At 48.2% G+C, this 19,492-nt stretch carries 13 protein-coding genes and 1 pseudogene; 6 read left to right on the forward strand and 8 right to left on the reverse strand.

Going from position 1 to position 19,492, the window contains the following annotated elements; all coding sequences use genetic code 11:
• The first annotated feature begins 84 nt into the window (after nucleotides 1-84).
• From metF to B5F25_RS11530, 4 genes are all read left to right on the forward strand, one after another.
• Complete coding sequence (gene metF / locus B5F25_RS11515; protein ID WP_087249691.1) at nucleotides 85-1,038, forward strand: methylenetetrahydrofolate reductase [NAD(P)H]; 954 nt, start codon at nucleotides 85-87, stop codon at nucleotides 1,036-1,038.
• A 1-nt stretch (nucleotide 1,039) separates the two neighbouring features.
• Nucleotides 1,040-2,167, forward strand: coding sequence for a DNA polymerase III subunit delta (locus B5F25_RS11520; protein WP_087209827.1), 1,128 nt, complete (start codon nucleotides 1,040-1,042; stop codon nucleotides 2,165-2,167).
• A gap of 99 nt (nucleotides 2,168-2,266) precedes the next feature.
• A complete protein-coding gene (gene ricT, locus B5F25_RS11525; RefSeq protein ID WP_087249693.1) occupies nucleotides 2,267-3,742 on the forward strand; it encodes a regulatory iron-sulfur-containing complex subunit RicT in 1,476 nt (491 codons plus the stop codon).
• An 84-nt stretch (nucleotides 3,743-3,826) separates the two neighbouring features.
• Nucleotides 3,827-4,339: a gliding motility lipoprotein GldH gene (locus B5F25_RS11530; protein WP_022039779.1), complete on the forward strand. Its 513-nt coding sequence runs from the start codon at nucleotides 3,827-3,829 to the stop codon at nucleotides 4,337-4,339.
• Here the strand turns inward: B5F25_RS11530 and rodA are convergent.
• The 6 genes and pseudogenes from rodA to B5F25_RS11560 all read right to left on the reverse strand — a co-directional run.
• Nucleotides 4,271-5,725 (reverse strand): rod shape-determining protein RodA, encoded by a 1,455-nt coding sequence (gene rodA, locus B5F25_RS11535; protein ID WP_022039778.1) that lies wholly within the window; start codon nucleotides 5,723-5,725, stop codon nucleotides 4,271-4,273. The two genes, B5F25_RS11530 and rodA, sit on opposite strands and share 69 nt — an antisense overlap.
• Nucleotides 5,706-7,556 carry a penicillin-binding protein 2 gene (gene mrdA / locus B5F25_RS11540; protein WP_022039777.1) on the reverse strand — a complete coding sequence of 617 codons (1,851 nt, stop codon included), beginning with the start codon at nucleotides 7,554-7,556 and terminating at the stop codon, nucleotides 5,706-5,708. The genes rodA and mrdA overlap by 20 nt, the downstream gene beginning before the upstream one ends.
• The gene (gene mreD / locus B5F25_RS11545; protein WP_087209821.1) at nucleotides 7,556-8,056 is read right to left on the reverse strand and encodes a rod shape-determining protein MreD; all 501 of its coding nucleotides are present in this window, start codon (nucleotides 8,054-8,056) and stop codon (nucleotides 7,556-7,558) included. Before mreD ends, mrdA begins: the two co-directional genes overlap by 1 nt.
• A gap of 17 nt (nucleotides 8,057-8,073) precedes the next feature.
• Entirely contained in the window at nucleotides 8,074-8,913 is an 840-nt protein-coding gene (gene mreC / locus B5F25_RS11550; protein ID WP_022039775.1) for a rod shape-determining protein MreC, read from the reverse strand.
• Between the two features lie 7 nt (nucleotides 8,914-8,920).
• Nucleotides 8,921-9,943 carry a rod shape-determining protein gene (locus B5F25_RS11555; protein ID WP_022039774.1) on the reverse strand — a complete coding sequence of 341 codons (1,023 nt, stop codon included), beginning with the start codon at nucleotides 9,941-9,943 and terminating at the stop codon, nucleotides 8,921-8,923.
• 76 nt (nucleotides 9,944-10,019) lie between these two features.
• A pseudogene (locus B5F25_RS11560) lies at nucleotides 10,020-10,607 on the reverse strand (IMP cyclohydrolase); the annotation flags it as partial.
• Nucleotides 10,608-10,784: 177 nt separating this feature from the next.
• On the opposite strand from B5F25_RS11560, the gene B5F25_RS11565 reads away from it, so the two are divergent.
• The gene (locus B5F25_RS11565; RefSeq protein WP_022039772.1) at nucleotides 10,785-13,076 is read left to right on the forward strand and encodes an inorganic phosphate transporter; all 2,292 of its coding nucleotides are present in this window, start codon (nucleotides 10,785-10,787) and stop codon (nucleotides 13,074-13,076) included.
• A 265-nt stretch (nucleotides 13,077-13,341) separates the two neighbouring features.
• Here B5F25_RS11565 and B5F25_RS11570 read toward each other — a convergent pair whose 3' ends face one another.
• On the reverse strand, nucleotides 13,342-15,453 hold the full coding sequence (locus B5F25_RS11570) for a glycoside hydrolase N-terminal domain-containing protein (protein WP_087249695.1): 2,112 nt from the start codon (nucleotides 15,451-15,453) through the stop codon (nucleotides 13,342-13,344).
• Nucleotides 15,454-16,428: 975 nt separating this feature from the next.
• On the reverse strand, nucleotides 16,429-17,676 hold the full coding sequence (locus tag B5F25_RS11575) for a DcaP family trimeric outer membrane transporter (RefSeq protein ID WP_087249697.1): 1,248 nt from the start codon (nucleotides 17,674-17,676) through the stop codon (nucleotides 16,429-16,431).
• A gap of 220 nt (nucleotides 17,677-17,896) precedes the next feature.
• Between B5F25_RS11575 and B5F25_RS11580 the strand changes: the two genes are divergently transcribed.
• Complete coding sequence (locus B5F25_RS11580; RefSeq protein WP_087249699.1) at nucleotides 17,897-19,375, forward strand: family 10 glycosylhydrolase; 1,479 nt, start codon at nucleotides 17,897-17,899, stop codon at nucleotides 19,373-19,375.
• Nucleotides 19,376-19,492: the final 117 nt, after the last annotated feature.

Below are 19,492 nucleotides of genomic sequence, written 5' to 3' on the forward strand. Positions count from 1 at the left end.
AGTATAAAATTTAATGAAATCTATGGTGCGAATGCAAGATTTTTCTTATTTTTGTCATTATATAGCATTATAACAGACAAAAGAATGAAAGTAATCAATTTGATAAAATCCTCGGAAAAGACCGCATTTTCGTTCGAGATTCTGCCTCCGCTTAAAGGGACAGGCATTGAAAAAGTATATGAAACCATCGACCTTCTCCGCGAGTTCGACCCGAAATACATCAACATAACTACTCACCGAAGCGAATACGTCTACACCGAACTGGGTAATGGATTGTTCGAGCGAAAACGTGTGCGGCGCCGTCCGGGAACCGTAGCCGTTGCAGCCGCTATCCAGAACAAATATGGCATCCCGGTAGTTCCTCACGTATTATGCAGTGGGTTCACACGCGAAGATATCGAATACATGCTGCTTGACCTGCAATTCTTAGGCATCACTGACCTGCTGGTGCTACGAGGTGACAAGGCAAAACACCAATCTGTATTTACCCCCGAACCTGGCGGATATAGCCATGCCATCGAACTGGAAAATCAGATAAATGACTTCAACCGTGGAATTTTCATCGATGGTTCACCCATTAAGGAACCGGTACATCCGTTCGGTTACGGAGTAGCATGTTATCCCGAAAAGCACGAAGAAGCCCCCAATATGGAACAGGACATCTACTGGCTGAAACAAAAAATAGAATCAGGTGCACAATATGCTGTAACGCAACTATTCTATGACAATGCAAAATACTTTGCATTTGTCGACCGCCTCCGTGCCGAAGGGATAAACGTCCCCATCATTCCAGGCATCAAGCCTTTCGGAAAACTTTCGCAACTGTCTGTCATTCCGAAAACCTTTAAAGTAGACCTGCCACAGACACTGGTAGCAGAAGCTATGAAATGCCATACCGATGCAGAAGCTACCGAACTGGGTGTGGAATGGTGCATCAATCAATGCCGGGAATTAATGAGACATGGAGTTCCAAGTATCCATTTTTATACCGTAGGCGCCGCACAAAGTGTGAGCCGTGTAGCCAAAGCCATATACTGACATGTATCTGAAAGACATCATAGGACAAACCGAAGCCAAACAACACCTCCTGACATTGGTGCATGAAACACGTGTGCCTCATGCCATGTTGCTTTACGGTCCGCCGGGAAGTGGAAAACTCCCCCTTGCCATAGCTTTTGCCCGATACCTGACCTGTGATAATCCGGGGTCAGACGACGCATGCGGACACTGTCCTTCATGTCTGATGATGAACAAACTGGCACACCCTGACGTGCATTTTGCTTTTCCGGTAGTAAAGAAAAAAAGCGGACGTGACACTGTATCAGCAGATTATCTGGATGCATGGCGTCAACAATTGCTTGACACTCCTTACTTTAACCTGCAAATGTGGCTGGAACGAATGGGAACCGAAAACCAACAAGCACAAATATTTGTGAGCGAAAGTGACGAAATCCAACGAAGTCTTGCACTCAAACCCTCCCGCAGCAAATACAAAATAATGATTATCTGGTTGCCTGAAAAGATGAATGCCGAATGCGGCAACAAGCTACTCAAACTATTGGAAGAGCCGCCGGCTCACACGGTATTCCTGATGGTAAGTGAAATGCCCGATGCCCTTATGCCTACGCTAGTCAGTCGTATGCAGCGTTTTCGACTCCCCCCCTTGCCCGAAGAAGAAATTGCCTCGATGCTGGCTTCACGCTATATGCTCACCCCTGAAGACAGCAACGAAATAGCCCACTTATCGGAAGGAAGTATCATTGCAGCGATAGGAAACATCCGGCTAAGTGAAGAACGACGTTTGTTTTTCGACCTGTTCACTTCATTGATGCGCCTTGCATACGCCCGGCGATTAAAAGAACTGAAAGCATGGAGCGAACAAGTAGCTGCACTGGGACGTGAACGGCAAAAAAGCTTTTTAGACTATAGCGAACGGATGCTACGCGAAAATTTTATCTACAACTTCCATCATCCGGAAATGAACTACATGGCGCGTGAAGAAAAACAGTTTGCCACTCGTTTTGCCCCGTATATCAATGAACGAAACGTTATGGGCATTTTTGGTGAATTGCAAGAAGCAGCCCGGCATATCGAACAAAACGCGAATCCGAAATTCGTGTTCTTTGATTTCGTGCTGAAAATAATTGTATGGTTAGTGAAAAAATAAACGGTTAGTTTGTAAGTTCTTAAGTTAATCAGTTGATTAGTTAAAAACTCAAGAACTCAAGAACTTAAAAACTCAAGAACTCAAGAACAGAATACTTATATGGAGAATAAATTTATATTAAAAAACGGAAGCGGCTCCTTGTGCTGCAAGGGCTGCGGAAAACAAGATAACAAACTGAATACGTACGACTGGCTTGCCGATATTCCAGGCAATGCCGAACTGGAAGACATGGTGGAAATCCAATTCAAGAATACACGAAAAGGATATTACAAAAACAGTAACCGCCTGAAACTGGAAAAAGGGGACACCGTAGCCGTAGAAGCCAGTCCTGGACACGACATTGGTGTAGTGACCTTGACAGGACGTCTGGTACCGTTACAGATGCGCAAGGCAAACATTAAACCTGATGCTGAAATACGCCGTATCTACCGCAAAGCCAAACCTGTGGACCTGGAAAAATACCGTGAAGCCAAAAGCCGCGAACATGACACTATGATTCGCTCAAGGCAAATAGCCTTGCAATTAGGACTACAAATGAAAATCGGTGACGTAGAATACCAAGGAGATGGAAACAAGGCTATATTTTATTACATCGCCGATGAACGTGTAGATTTCCGCCAACTTATCAAAGTACTGGCTGAAGTGTTCCGCGTGCGTATCGAAATGAAACAAATCGGAGCCCGTCAGGAAGCTGGACGTATCGGTGGTATCGGACCTTGCGGACGCGAATTATGCTGCGCTACGTGGATGACCAACTTTGTCTCTGTCTCCACCAGTGCCGCACGCTATCAAGATATTTCACTCAACCCACAAAAGCTTGCCGGTCAGTGCGCCAAATTGAAATGTTGTCTCAATTACGAAGTGGATGCTTACGTGGAATGTCAGAAAAGGCTGCCCAGCAAAGAAATTACCCTGGAAACCGCTGATTCCACCTATTATTATTTCAAAGCAGATATATTAAGAGGAGCCATCACTTACTCTACCGATAAGAATTTCCTTGCCAACGAAGTGACCATTTCACCCAAACGCGCATTCGAAATCATTAACATGAACAAGCAAGGGGAAAAACCGGTCAAACTTGCGGCAGACAATGATGCCGAAGACCCGAAATCAAAAGATTTGCTGGAACAAGAAAGTGTTACCAGATTTGATAAAAACAAGAGTGGCAAAAACAAAAAGAAGAAAAAGAATCCGGAGAAACAACGCAACGCCAACGCACAGGAAATGCAAAATAACACTAAACCGAACGGAGGCAATGCAACAGAAACAAAAAACTCTGCGCCACATAGCAAAAAACAAAAAAATAAAGTTGAACGCCCCAAAAACAAAAATAATGAACAGCAAGGAGAAGCAGGTGTAAACAAACAATTGCCGGCAGGACCTGTCAAACAAAATACTAAAAAACTGCCCGCTGTAACTGCCCAAACCAAAGAAGGAGCAAAAGCAGAAAACACGAATCACCCTGCTTCTGCCAACAATAATGGAGGAAAACCAAACCGGAACAACAACCGTCGCCCTAAGAACAAAGGAAACGCTGATGAAGGAGGAAACGCCCCCCAGCAGCCGCAAATGTAAACAAACGATACAAATCATCCGTGATTTCCCACACAGAGACGCAGGCATTACCCCGTGTCTCTGTGTCTAAACCGAACTCAAAACATGAAACTACTTAAATTGTTTTCCCTGTCTATCATAACCGTTTTACTTACAGGATGCGAAAACAATCCTACAGTATTCCACCGCTACCAAGCGATTCCTATACAAGGTTGGAAACGAAAAGACACCCTTTCGTTCACCATCCCCGACACACTTACCGGGAACCGGTACGAATTGGAAATCGGATTGCGACATACCGAAATGTACCCCTACCGGGATCTTTGGATTGCTTTAATCCACCCGCTTGATTCCTTTCCGCCAGATACATTCCATGTTGAACTTGCCTCATCAAAAGGCGACTGGAAAGGAAAAGGAAATGCGGGTAGCCTATATCAGTATGCTTTAAGCGTAGGAAATATTACGCTAACTTCTGCCGACACCTTGCTTCAACTGGTCCAGGTAATGAAAGACTCCTGCCTGCAAGGAATTACCGATGCAGGTATCCGCCTATCGTTCACGAGCCGCATCAATACGCAAAAAGACAAACAACAGGATAGTAAATCCCCAAAGCGATGAACCTCCATAACTGAAAAAAGGCAACGGTATGCCAATAACGGGAGTCAGCCCTAATACCATTCCTACATTAACAAAGAGATGGAAGAAAAAGATGCTCAAGACACTATAACCATACACTCTGCCGAACCGGGTACTTTGCCGCTCAGCCAGATGAATCAAACGCCAAATAAAGACAGCAAACAAAAGAATGACTGTAACCGAACCGACAAAACCCTGTTCTTCACCTACCGTACAGAAGATGAAATCGGTATCTTGTTCGGGTACATATTTCAATTTTGTCTGCGTACCGTTCAGGAATCCTTTTCCTAAAAATCCTCCCGAACCAATGGCAATCTTGCTTTGATTCACATTATAACCAGCCCCTGTAGGATCATCTTCCATTCCTAACAACACTTTTATACGAATCTGTTGATGCGCTTCAAGCACATTGTTGAATACATATTCTGTGGAAAAGAAAAAGCCTACCGAACCGATGGTGAATAAAAAAATATAAAAATAATTCCGAATCCGCTCATGCAAGCCCAAATAAAGCAGGTATAAACACAAACACACACATACAATACGCTGGACGTATGCCACATTAAACGGAATGACATAAAGCGAAAACAACAGACTGAGCAACATGAGTCCCAAGCCGAATGACAATATAAAAATTACCGGCTTACGACTTTCACGACAATACGAACTTACAAGCAAAGCGGAGAATGCTATAATCAAAGCCATCACGGAAAACTCCCCCCATGAAGTCAATTCATCCCCCATCAAGTCGCCACTGAAACGTATCCCCACAATGAAATAAATTACAGCACAAACGCCGGCAAATAATATAGACCCAGTCATGCCTTCGCGATACAACACAAGGAAAAAAGACAAATAAACAAGTGCAGACCCCGTTTCTTTCTGGCATACAATCAATATCATCGGTACCAAGATAATGGCTAGTGCCACTACCATGTCCTTCCACCGGTCGATAGAAAAAGTATATTCGCCCATAAACTTGGCAAGAGCAAGTGCTGTGGCAAATTTGGCAAACTCAGCCGGCTGAAGACTGACCGGTCCCAGCACAATCCATGAACGTGAACCCTTTATCTCGTGTGGATTAAAAATGGTGCCAAACAGTAAAAGCAACAGAATCCCATATATCAGATAAGCATACGTATCATAAAGCCGATCTTCCAACATCAGCAATACAAAGCCTAAGACCAGTGAACACCCTATCCACATCAATTGTTTACCTGCCCGCGTAGTCAAATCGAAAAAATTGGGCTCACCATAATCATAGCTTGCCCCACATACGCTGAACCATCCACACGTCACCAGAATCAAATAAAGCGACACGGTCCACCAGTCCACCGATTTCCACCAACTATCTTTCCTGTATGCCATAATCTATCCTTCTGTGTTGAATGTCGGAAGCCAAAGCCTCATCAGCTTCCGTCAGTTTTCCCGTAAGGTATTGTTCTATCATCAAACGGCCAATGGGCACACCATAAGTTGCACCCCATCCACCGTTTTCTACATAAACAGCTATCGCTATCTTCGGATTGTCCATCGGAGCAAACCCCATAAAGGCTGAATGGTCTTTTCCATGGTTCTGTGCCGTACCTGTCTTTCCACATACTTCGATATCCGGCAGATTTGCCATCCGGCATGTACCTCCCAACACCGCCGAACGCATTCCTTGCACTACTTCTTCGTAATGCATTTCTGACACCTTCGTGTACCGGCGTTCGCGATACAAAGAATCAAGCTGCTCCCCTTCAATGCCTTTCACCACATGAGGCGTAACAAAATATCCACGGTTGGCTATCGTAGCCCCCAGATTTGCTATTTGCAACGGAGTAGCCGTAACTTCCCCCTGGCCGATGGCAATACTGATAACGGTCAGACCATTCCACGAACCACGGTATGCCTTGTCGTAAAACTGAGCATTGGGAATCATACCGCGTTTCTCGCCCGGTAAATCTATACCCAGTGTATATCCGAATCCCATCGAAACCATATAGTCGCGCCACGTGTTCATCGCCTTCTGTACAGTGCCGTACTTCTGCCGTGCCCCAATCATGTGATACAAGCCCCAGCAAAAATAACCGTTGCACGAAGTAGCTATCGCCGGCACCAAGGATAAAGGCGAAGGATGGGCATGGCAACCTACATGAAGCCCACGGAACGAAAATCCTTTCACACACGGATACATCGTACCCGGAACAATGATACCTTCCTGCAAAAAAGTCAGAGCTTGAGTAGTCTTGAAAGTAGAACCAGGCGGATACGTTCCCATAATAGCACGGTTCAACAAGGGTTTCCAAGGGTCACGGGCCATTTTCAGGTGATTTTTTCCACGGTTACGCCCAATCATCAAACTAGGATCATAAGTAGGAGACGATACCAAACATAACACCTCACCCGTAGAAGGCTCTATCGCCACGATGCTCCCGATTTTTCCTTCCAACAACCGTTCACCCAACATCTGGAGTTCGATATCAAGGCTCAATGTCAGATTTTTACCAGGAACCGGAGACTTATCGAATTTCCGGTCCATGTAGTTGCCTTGTATACGTCCGTGAGCATCACGCAACAAGATTTCCACCCCCTTTTCTCCCCGCAACTGTTTTTCGTACGAACGCTCGACACCCAAACTTCCGATAAAGTCACCCGGAGCATAATACTCATCCTTTTCAATATCGCTTTTAGACACTTCAGAAATGTCTCCCAAGATATGTGCTCCTGCTGGATACGTATATTGGCGGATGGTACGGCGTTGGATGTAAAAACCAGGGAACATAAACATCTTTTCCTGAAACACACCACAATCCTCTGCCGAAAGTTGCGTAAGAAACACCTGATGCGTATAGGGCGAATAACCCGGATTAAGGCGACGGTTCTTCAAGTCCTGGAAACGGCGGCGCACAAATTCGGGCGTAACCTTCAGCGTACGGCACAAGTCCATTGTATCAAGCTGAGTGATTTCTTTCATAATGACCGTAATGTCATAAGCAGGCTGATTGTATACCAACAATTTTCCTGTACGGTCGTACATCACTCCCCGACTTGGATACTGCACCCTTCTGAGCAGAGCATTGCTTTCGGCATTCTTCTTATAATCGTCACTCAAGATTTGCAAGACGAACAGACGCAAGATAAAAAGTATGACCACAACCAGCACCACACCGCCTATCACATACCTCCTTCTTGCCAAACGATAAATCCGGTCCACTACCTTTTCCTCCTCATCGCATCTACACACATGATGCAAACGACTGTCATTACGGTATCCGTCACGATGCGCAATGCCAGCCCTGTTGCATGCTGAAAATTAAACACATCCGTCAGGCGCACGGCAATGATAAACAATAGCGTTGCACTCGACACATAGCGCAAGAAGGCTCCCACTCCCATACTACGTATTCCAGGTTCATAGTCATCGGTAGTTTCGCGAAGCATCTGCATCTGTAACAAAAAACGCCGGGCAAATGCCAGTAAAGTAGCAGATGCTGCATTCACCCCCGGCGTGTTACTGAATATATCCACACACAATCCCAATACGAAAGCTTGCAATAAAATGGTCTTACGCGAGATTTCCGAGTTAAGCACCAAGATATAATATATGAATACCATCGGCGTAGCATAACCCATGATATGTACATGGTTCAGAATCTGGGTCTGAACCAATACCAAAACCACGAACCACACAACACGATGCAACGCCTGAACCATAAATTATCCTTTATACCTTATTTAATACTATCCTCTAATGATACCTGTTCGGCACGTCCGTCGTAACAAATCACACTAACATCCGTCAACCGTGCAAAATCGGTGAACAAACGCACTTTCAACAAATACGAAAGCCCGTCATGGCTATCCTTGCGGTCATCCACCATCCCCACCGGCACACCTTCCGGAAAAATGGCACTATGCCCACTGGTCACCACTGTATCGCCCAATGAAAACTCGGCATGACGGGGAATATCCTGCAGCCATGCATATTGCGATGAACCACCTTCCCATTTCAGCACGCCAAAATAATCGGTACGACGTATCTTGCAACTGATGTTACTTTTCGAATTCAACACCGGAAGCACCAGCGCGTAATGCGCCGAAGCACGGTACACCACCCCCACTACACTATTCCCGCTCAGCACTCCCATCTCAGCATACACACTGTCCGCCGTACCTTTATCAATCGTAACATAATTGTCACTACGCGTCAAACTGTTGTTCACTACACGTGCCGAGGTTACCCAATAAGCATCCGGAGCACTTTGCCGCATCCGCACCACCGCCATACTGTCTTTCATATAGGCATCCAGCTCACGGCTCAAACGTTCCACCTCCAATTCCAGTTCCACGTTGCGGCGAGTCAGATCCTGATTCGTTTCCCGCAGACCAAAATAAGACGTGATGCTGCTCACCGCCTTGTCTACCCATGTCACAATCCCGTTAGCAGATGTGAAATACACGCTTCCCTGGTAATTGTTAAAACGGAACAACAAAGTGAAACTGACTACTTCCAATACAATGAAAAGCAGCCAGTAATCATATTTCAGCAAAAAATTCAGCAGGTTCCGCATACCCCCGTCATCGCATCAGGAACGAAAAGCGATCTACATTCTTCAATGCGATGCCCGTACCCTTTGCCACACTCAGTAAAGGATCCTCGGCAATGTGGAACGGAATGTTTATCTTGTCGGTCAGACGCTTGTCAAGCCCACGCAACAAAGCTCCTCCACCCGCCAAATAAATGCCGTTGCTCACGATATCGGCATACAATTCCGGCGGAGTGTTCTCCAGTGCATTCAGCACGGCGGTTTCTATCTTGGCAATGCTCTTTTCCAGACAATGGGCTATTTCCTGATAGCAGACCGGTACCTCCATCGGCAAAGCCGTAATGCGATTAGGACCCCGTACAACGTAATCCTCCGGAGCATCGTCACCCAAGTCGGTCAATGCCGCTCCCACGTGTATCTTGATACGTTCAGCCATACGCTCGCTCACTTTCACGTTATGCTGACGGCTCATATACTCCTGAATGTCTGCTGTCAGGTCATCGCCTGCAATACGAATGGAATTATTCGATACGATACCTCCCAATGAAATAACGGCAATTTCGGTTGAACCACCACCTATATCCACAATCATATTACCTTCGGGTGCCTCCACGTCCAGCCCGATGCCGATAGCAGCCGCCATCGGTTCAAAAATCAAATAAACATCGCGCCCTCCTGCATGTTCGGCACTATCACGCACAGCACGCAGTTCCACCTCGGTAGAACCTGAAGGAACTCCAATCACCATCCGCAACGAGGGGGTAAACAGACGGCGTCCCGGATTCACCTTCTTTATCAGCCCGCGCATCATTTGCTCACATGCATTAAAGTCGGCTATCACTCCATCGCGTAGCGGACGCACAGTGCGGATATTCGGGTTTTCTTTCTCGTACATCAGCTTCGCACGCTCGCCCACAGCTATCATCTTGTCCGTACGGCGGTCCAGCGCCACTACCGACGGCTCGTCTACTACTATTTTATCATTGCTCAGGATGATGGTGTTCGCCGTACCCAAATCCATCGCTATTTCCTGTGTAAAAGAGAACAGTCCCATGGTTAAAATTCAAAATTAAAAATTCAAGATTGAAATGTCGGACACTCCAAGCCGGAACCGCTTCCGATTATTTACCCTCAAACCAATTATGGATAGCAGTATCATACGAAGAAGACACCCCAAACGCTTCACAAGCCAACTGACGGCGTTCCTCACGCGTGGTCTTCGCACCTCTCTGCTTCAAAATATCCAGTAAGGTAGCGTACTGTGCCTTGCTCGCCACGATAACCACATCATTGAAATTTTTTGCTGCAGCACGAATCAACGAGATGCCGCCTATATCGATTTTCTCAATAATATCTTGTTCACCGGCACCCGATGCCACGGTATCCTCGAATGGATACAAATCAACAATCACAAGGTCGATTTCCGGTATTTCATATTGCTGTACCTGCTTCTGGTCGTCTTCCAGGCTACGACGGCATAAGATACCTCCGAATACTTTCGGATGCAAAGTCTTCACACGGCCGCCTAAAATGGAAGGATATCCCGTCACATCTTCCACAGCTTCACACTTATATCCCAATCCTTCGATAAAATGGCGCGTACCGCCCGTAGAAAGGAATTCCACACCGTCATTCGCCAACAGGCGGATTATCTCGTCCAGTCCGTCTTTATGGTAAACGGACACCAAAGCTCTTTTTATCTTCTTTACTTCTGACATACTACTACTTTTTAAAAAGTGAATATTTCTTTATTTGGGTACAAAGGTACGAAATATCTGTTTATAAACATAATAACCGGGCATGAAATTATCTTTCTTTTATTTTGTAACAGTTTTGTAATATGTATTAAGCGAATTTTACCTAATTTTGTACCCGAAAAACAAGCTAACAACAATATGGAAACTGTTTATCTAGGAATTGTAATATTCCTTTTCATGCTGGCGGTATTTGACTTGCTGGTGGGTGTCAGCAACGACGCCGTGAACTTTATGAATTCGGCTGTAGGCGCAAAAGTCGCCAAGTTTCGCACTATCATTATCGTAGCAGCCGCAGGAGTCTTCTTAGGAGCCATTATGAGCAATGGCATGATGGATATCGCCCGACACGGTATCTTCCAACCTTCCAATTTCAGTTTTTACGAAATCATGTGCATCTTGCTGGCGGTAATGGTTACCGACGTGGTATTGCTCGATGTGTTCAACACGTTAGGGCTTCCCACTTCCACCACAGTTTCCATGGTGTTCGAACTGCTGGGAGGTACGTTCATTCTGGCAATACTGAAAATCATAGGCGATGAAACAGGCATGTATTCATTAGGAGACATGATGAACACCGAAAAAGCATTCTCGGTCATCATGGCAATCTTCCTCTCCGTTGCCATCGCCTTCATAGCCGGTACGGTGGTGCAATACATCTCCCGACTCATTTTCAGTTTCAACTACAAGAAAAACCTCTCGTGGACCATCGGCATTTTCGGCGGCCTCTCTACTACGGCACTTGCCTACTTCATCCTTATTCAAGGACTGAAAAGTTCACCTTATATTTCTCCCGAAACGCTTGAGTGGATCAACAACCATAATTCCATGCTGATTTTAGGATGTTTCGTCTTCTTCACCCTGCTGATGCAAATCCTGCACTGGTGCAAGGTGAATGTGTTCCGCATCATTGTCTTGTTAGGTACTTTCTCACTGGCACTCGCCTTTGCAGGCAATGACCTGGTGAACTTCATCGGTGTGCCACTCGCAGGTTATTCTTCCTATATGGACTATGTGGCAAATGCCAACGGAGCGGGCATACACGATTTCATGATGAACTCGCTGATGTCATCCGCCAAAACACCAATGATCTTCCTTTTTCTATCGGGATTGGTAATGGTTTACGCACTTGCCACTTCGAAGAAAGCACAAAACGTTATCAAGACTTCGGTCGACCTCTCACGTCAGGAAGAAGGCGACGAAATGTTCGGCTCATCGGCCATAGCGAGAACCATCGTACGCCGTGCTACCGCGACCAATGAGTTCCTTGTACGTGTCATCCCTGCCAACGTACGCAAGTGGATTGACAGCCGTTTCAACAAAGATGAAGTAATTCTGGCAAACGGCGCAGCATTTGATATGGTACGTGCTTCGGTCAACCTTGTTCTCTCGGGATTGCTCATCATCATCGGTACTACGATGAAATTACCCCTTTCTACCACTTACGTCACTTTCATTGTAGCCATGGGCTCATCATTAGCCGACCGCGCCTGGGGACGCGAAAGTGCAGTCTATCGCATCACCGGAATGTTCTCCGTCATCGGCGGATGGTTCATCACCGCGTTTGTGGCATTTACTATCTGTGCCATCGTCACCGTCTTGATGTATTACACCAGCTTTGTGGGCATGTTCATTTTCATCTGCGTGGCTGTATTCCTGCTGGTAAGAAGCAACATCAAGTTCAGCGAAAAGCAAAAAGCAGAAAAACAAGATGACATCTTCAAGCGCATGATGTCTACCAAAGATAAAAACGAAACCTTTACCCTCCTGCGCCAGCACGTCAGAGAAACGTTGTCGGAATACATCGACTATACAGAGAAAACCTACGTACAGGTAACCGACGGTTTCATCAACGAAGACCTGAAGAGCTTGAAGAAGGGAATGAACTCGGCAGAAGAAAAACGCAAGATGCTGAAAAAACGCCGCCGCAAGGAAATCCTCGGCCTGCGCCGCATCCCCATCGCCATTGCCATCGAAAAAAACACATGGTTTCACCTTGGAAGCAACAGCTGCGAACAGATGCTTTACTGCCTGAAGCGTATCTGCGAGCCTTGCAAGGAACACGTTGACAACAACTTCAACCCCATCTCGAAAGAAAGCATAGCCGACTTCCTGCCCATCCGGGAAGAACTCTGCAAACTGATGGAAAGTACCCGGGCCGATATCGAGAATAACAACTACGCCGACACCGATGAAATTCTGGTGAAAGGTGATGCCTTGAAAAACAAGATTTCAGCTCTGCGTAAGGCACAGATGAACCGCCTGCAGGAGACAGACAACACAAACCTGAAAGCTGCCATGGTGTACCTGAATATCTTACAGGAAACACAAGAGTTAGTAAGCATCTGGCGCCACTTGCTCCGTGCAAGCCGTTTCTTCCAGAACGACTATGTACCCCAGCAGGAAGCACTCACATTGAGCCTGAGCGAATAGGAATATTTAGAGCCCGTTTAAATTTCCAATAAAGAAATAACCTGAGGGTGTATTGAAATTGAAATTGAAATTGAAATCAACCCTCATTTTGTCATCCTAGCATGAGCGCAGGATCCCGGAAACAGAAAACTATGCATACGAGATCCTGCACTTTGTCTAGGATGACATTACTTTTTTGATAGTGTTTTTATTTTGATACCCCCTCATAAATGTGACGTCTCTACCAAAATAGTAAAATAGTAAATCGCCAAATCGTAAATCACACTCACGGCATCGGCTTCAAGCCTTCCCAACGCACGTTCCACGTACCGTCTTTCGGGAATCCGGGGTTCACGCCTTCCGAACCGTCCCAGCCTGCACACATCAGCGCCACGGCGGTAAGCAAGCCGCCATTGCCCGGCAGGTACACGCGCAGGCGTCCGTCCTGATAGTTGTGCCCGTTCACCAGATACGTGTTGGTGCGCTTGTCCATCAGCAAGGCTCCCACCGCCTTTTCAGGCTCGCCCAGGCGTGCCGCGTCCATGGCGGTCATCGGGTAATCCCAGCCCCACGTCTTGTTCCAGTTCCAGTTGTCCCATACCCAGTCGAGGGTGTTGCGCATATAGTCGGCATGGATGAGCTTGTTCATCGGAAGAATGCCCACGGCACCCAGCACCGCCATGTGGTCGGAGGTGAAACGGATGTCCTTATACGTATCCGTAGCGGTCTCGGCGGCAAGATACAGGTGGTCTTCGTTGTATGCCAGCGGAGAGAGTTTCTCTATCAGCACGTCCCATTCGGGCACACGCTCCATGCCGGCACGTTCGCGCCACTCCTGAGCCACGCCCATGGCATAATGCCAGTAAGAAAGCTCGAAAGGAGGATTTACCGTATCGGCGGCACGCAAGGTTTCCTGGGCCGGAATGGCACCCTTCAGGATATAGCGGTCGTTTTCCTTGTCGTAGGTAGCGAACGAGTACATAAACTCGGCGGTTTCCTGTACCAGCTTGTTATATTTCCGGATAATCGAGTCCGACGGCTCGGCACGGTAAAGCAGTTCGGCAAGGTAAATCAGGTGGGGCTGCTGCCAGATGAGGAAGCTTCCCACGTTCGACGGCGCTTCGATGCCGCTCGGGTCGGTCATCTTCATCCAGCGCACGCCCTCGAATCCCTGGCGCTCGGCAATCTGTCGGGCTACGGATTCCGCCTTTTCATACCAGCCCAAGGTGCGTCCCATCATTTCGGGGTGTCCCCACAAGGCGAAATGCGCCTGATGCCACCAAATCATTTCCAAATGGAACTTTCCGAACCACGAGTTATACGTCAGACCCGTTTCCTGCGGAGGCGTAGAGCCTGCGCACTGGATAGCCATCAGGTACTGGCTCAGCACCACGCGGCGTTCCAGTTCCTTGGCGCGCGGGTCGGTGCAAAGCGAGAAGTCCACCGCCCCGCCTTTCGTCCAATACGTGTTCCAATACGCCAATGCAGCCTGTTCCGACTGGGCAAACGTCACGGCAGGCGCGTCAGACGGCTCGGGCGTAAACTGGCAGGTAAAGGCAAAAGCCGTGTCTGCCGGAGTCAGGACGAAATAGTTCTTTTCTTTCTCCTTCAGGGTAGCATCGCCTTCCCAACGCACCGTCACATAATAGGTCGTGGCGTCCAGCTGGCGTTTCAGCACGGCGCTCTGCCCGTCTTGTTCCACCACCGTAGTCGAATGTTTGTCGTTCGCTTCCCAGTCGCACGCATCGTCGCAATGCTTGCCCGTAGGGTAAGGGAAACGGAGCTTGATGCCCGCAGGAGCAGTGGAAGACACCCGTGCGGCTATCATGTCGCGTTCAGGATGGCAAACGGTCTGTACCCGGTAAGGGGTTCCGTCCAGCGAAAAGCTGCTGGTGATTTCTCCGTCCCACATATCCAGCGTCTGACGGATATCCTTCACCTGGCCGGGCGTAACCGACTCGTCCAGCTCCAGGCCCACGACGCCCAGATGCAGGCGGTGCGGATTGACGCGAAGCCAGTTGGAAGCGTCTTTCTGACGGCCTTCTTCCTTGAACTGGCACGCATACACCTCCTTGTGCCCGCGCCCGAAATCGTATTCCTTCTGGGCGTCTTCGGGCTTGTAGTTGCCCGTATTGGCAAAGCTGTGCCAGCCCCATTGGCTCTGTGTGCCCAGAGGCACTCCGTTCTTATACACTTCGGGGAAAGTCTGAAGCCCGGTCGCGTCTACGGTATAGGCAAACTCGCCGTTCCCCACCGAGAGCGACGATAGCGAATCCATCGCCGCCACTTGCGGATTGTTGCGCTCCACCAACGCCCGGCGGTCGATGGGTTCCTGCTTCTCCACGCCACATGCTGCCAGCGTAAGGGCAGCCAACGAATAAAGTAACTGTTTCTTCATGTATCGTTTTTCTTTTTTAAAATAAATGTTTCCGTTGATTATCTTGATGCTGCGAAGATAAGGCTTCTTACTCAAATCAACATGGAAAAACATACACAAGAGGCAAAATACAAGGGCAAAAACAAAGGTAGAAACGGCATAGCATCAGGTTTTGGTTACGCTACAAAGTTACGAAAAAGTTTTGAATCATGCAAGCTTTTCCGGGGCGCGGCGCAGCTATATGCTACCCCTCCTGCACTTAACTGGAATAGCTTATGCATATATATGCGCATAACATATAAATTTGCTACGCCGAATTTGCAATCCGTCAATAAATCTAACAGTTCTAACAGATAACAGTTCTTTTTTTTGAAAACGGCAAGCGAGCAACGAGTAGAGAGAATGTTAATAAATATAATATATTATATTTATATGCGCACTTTCTGCGATTCAAATTTTCAATTTAGATAACTGTTATCTGTTAGAACTGTTAGATTGTTTGTTGTGCTTGCGAAAAATGTAGGATAACGTGATTTCAAATTACCCTATGTGAATACCGCATTTCGCCAAACAAGCTGTAGGGGCGTATCGCATACGCCCTGAAGACATCCACGTGGATAAGTGGACGCATTCGGGCGTATGCGATACGCCCCTACATGGGATGTTTGCGGATATTCATTTTTTATAATTCATATACAACTCATTTACAGCATCATACAAACAATCGCCGCATAGCGTTAACAGATTTTCACACCCACCCGTTTCAAATCCATTGCCGGACGGGAAAAAAGACGTACCTTTGCCTTCGAACCAAAATCACAAAACGCTATGGAAACCAACCGATTACTTCACTACCTGAACTTCCACATCCTCCTGGTGTACGTTCTTGCAATAGCGGAACTCAGCGTCCTCGCATGCACGGATACAGACATGCTTCGGCGTAATGTCACCGATAGGCATTTCGGGGATGCCATGGAATCGAATACACTTTTCCCCTTAAAACTGGAAAATAGCCGTCACTACCAAGCGGTGGTTCAAGACGGTATGCGAAGAAAGCGCCTTGGCTTTCGCATCGAATTCATCGCCGTACCAGGCGTTGCACACCGAATATTCGGCACCGAACTTCCAGTGCGGGCGGTTATAAGTCAGTTCGGCGGTGCCGGTGAAAAGCTGGTCGAGGGTGGTTCCTGTGCCTAACGTGCCGTAGGGCACTTCTTCCGTAGCGCCCAATCCTTTCAGATAACCAAAGAACAACGCCGGACGCCACGTCTTGCCGTATGCCACATTCACCCACGTAGTAGACGTACGGAGAGGTGCATACGTCTGCTCGCCCGTCTTGTCATCAATGCTCCGGATACCGTATCCGCCTACGGTGCTGGCTTGGGTAAGATTCGTACCCAACACGCTCTTAGCCGCCACCAACCAGTTATTGTGGGTATATTTCACATGTGCTTCGCCCGAAATGCCCGTGATGCGTTCGTCCACATGATATGTCCCGTGGTCGGTTTCCGACTGGGTACGGGGAGTAATGGAACTGACATGGATGCCCGCCCCAGCTATCAGGCCCGGTCTTTTGTAATCCATACCTACATAAAACTCGGGGATGCTGCTCCACTTGATGAAATCCTGGTGCTTGCGGGTAGCGGTAGCGCCCGGCTCGTTGGAACTGGGACCTACCGAGAGGTATTGCGATTGCCAGATAGCGGCGGCGGTCAGGCGGAAGTTTTCCGAAGTGAAGCGGTACCGGATTTGCGGAGCGCGGCTGAAGGGCTGGTAAGGAGCACCCATGTTGAGGTTCAGTATTTCGGGAGCCACATCGCCATAGAGCGGATGCCAGGTCTGCCCCACCAGCAACGCCGACTTGCCCCAGTCAAGATTGAAATACACGTGGCGGATGCGGAAGAGCGAATACGTTGTGCCCGAACCGCGGAAGTCCACTTCCACCTTTGCCGAAGTCTTTGCCTTGCCCAGCATCGGTCCCGTCACGTCCACGCCCAAACGGGTATAAAGGGTATAGAAATCGCTGTTCCCGTTATCGTTCAGGTCTTTTCCGTTAGGGTCTTCCACTTTATCCAGCGGATACATATAGAACAATCCGTCCACCGTTTCCGAATTCGACCGGCTGTTATAGAACAAATCGGTACGCACCTGACCATAAAATTTATAGTCGAATCCTTTCTTCTGCGCATTGCTTGCCAGTGTACCTCCCAGCAGGGCTGCCAATAATACAACTTGCTTTTTCATACTTATCCTTATCGTTTTTGAAACGCAGATTAGCGCAGATTAACACAAATTATATTTAATAAATATCCACGACCCCACTGGGACTACAGAATACATCAAATAATCTGCGTTAATCCGCGTTAATCCGCGTTTCAAACAAAAACACATTTATAAACATCGCCCGCAAAAGTAATAAAAAAGAAAAATGTTTGTATCTTTGCCCGCCTAAAAACATCACGACATGAGACAAAAGCTACGATATACGATTCTCGCCCTGCTGCTCTTCCCCTTCCTCACCGCTTTCGCGCAAACAGCCCCGAAATACGAGATACGCGCCACGTGGCTCACTACGCTGGGCGGTATGGACTGGCCTAGCCATAAAGCCGTCTCTCCCCAAGGCATCGAACGCCAGAAGGCCGAACTATGCCATATCCTTGACCAGCTGAAACAAGCCAACTTCAATACGGTACTTTTCCAAACCCGCCTGCGGGGAGACGTAATCTACCCCTCGGCATTCGAGCCTTTCGCCGAATCGCTGACGGGTACCGAAGGCAAGCATCCCGGCTACGACCCATTGAAATTTGCCATAGAAGAATGCCACCGGCGGGGCATGGAACTGCATGCCTGGCTCGTGGCTATCCCCATCGGGAACACCCGCCAGATACGGATGCTTGGGAAAAACGCCCTGACCCGCAAACACCCCTCGCTCTGCAGGCAATTCAAGGGAAGCTGGTACCTGGACCCGGGCAATCCCGGAACGGACGATTATCTGGCAAACATCGTGCGCGAAATCGTATCCGGATACGATGTGGACGGCATCCATCTCGATTACATCCGGTACCCCGAGCAGGGGGAACGCTTCCCCGACCAAAACACATACCGCAAGTATGGGAAACGGCAAGGCCTGACACAATGGCGGCGGGACAACATCACACGCATCGTGCGCCGGATATATACCGAAGTCAAGTCAATGAAACCGTGGGTAAAGGTAAGCAGCTCGCCCATCGGCAAATACCGCGATACGGAACGCTATTCTTCGCACGGCTGGAACGCCTATGAAGAGGTGTATCAGGACGCCCAGCAATGGCTGAAAGAAGGCATCCACGACGCACTTTTCCCCATGATGTATTTCCAAGGAAACCACTTTTACCCGTTTGCCCTCGACTGGAAAGAGAATGCATACGGGCGGTGGATTGTGCCCGGACTGGGCATCTACTTCCTGCACCCCAAAGAACAGGACTGGCAACTGGACGAAGTCATCCGGCAAATCTATTTTATCCGTTCCATCGGGCTGGACGGACAGGCTTACTTCCGTACCCGCTTCCTGCTCGACAATACCAAAAGCGTATTCGACGAGCTGAGGCAACATTTCTACCCGCTTCCGGCACTCGTCCCGCCCATGACATGGACGGACAGCATCGCACCTGCCAAGCCCCAAGAGCCGTCTTTCACACTTTTAGACCGAGGCATCCGTTTCCGCTGGGAAGCCTCTACCGATAACCTCTCGCCGGTATATTACCGCCTCTATGCGTCGGACACTTATCCGGTAGACACGCGGAACCCCCTCAACCTGATTGCCCCACGCATCGAGGACACCCGCTACACCTATGTGCCCGAAGTGCCTTGGCAAGAATACCTCTATTGGGCGGTGACCGCCGTAGACCGGTGCGGGAACGAAAGCGAACCGCTGGAATTTTTCCAATTGACAAATTATGAATAGCCCACCGTCAAGTTAGAAGTGCAACTCCTCCACCGCCTTCCTCCGTCCTTGGAGCGTAGCGGAAAGGGCGGAGGAAGGCGGTGGAAGCCGGGCTTCGGGTCATCCGGCAATACAAAA

Source organism: Bacteroides sp. An19 (assembly GCF_002160215.1).
GTDB lineage: Bacteria > Bacteroidota > Bacteroidia > Bacteroidales > Bacteroidaceae > Phocaeicola > Phocaeicola intestinalis.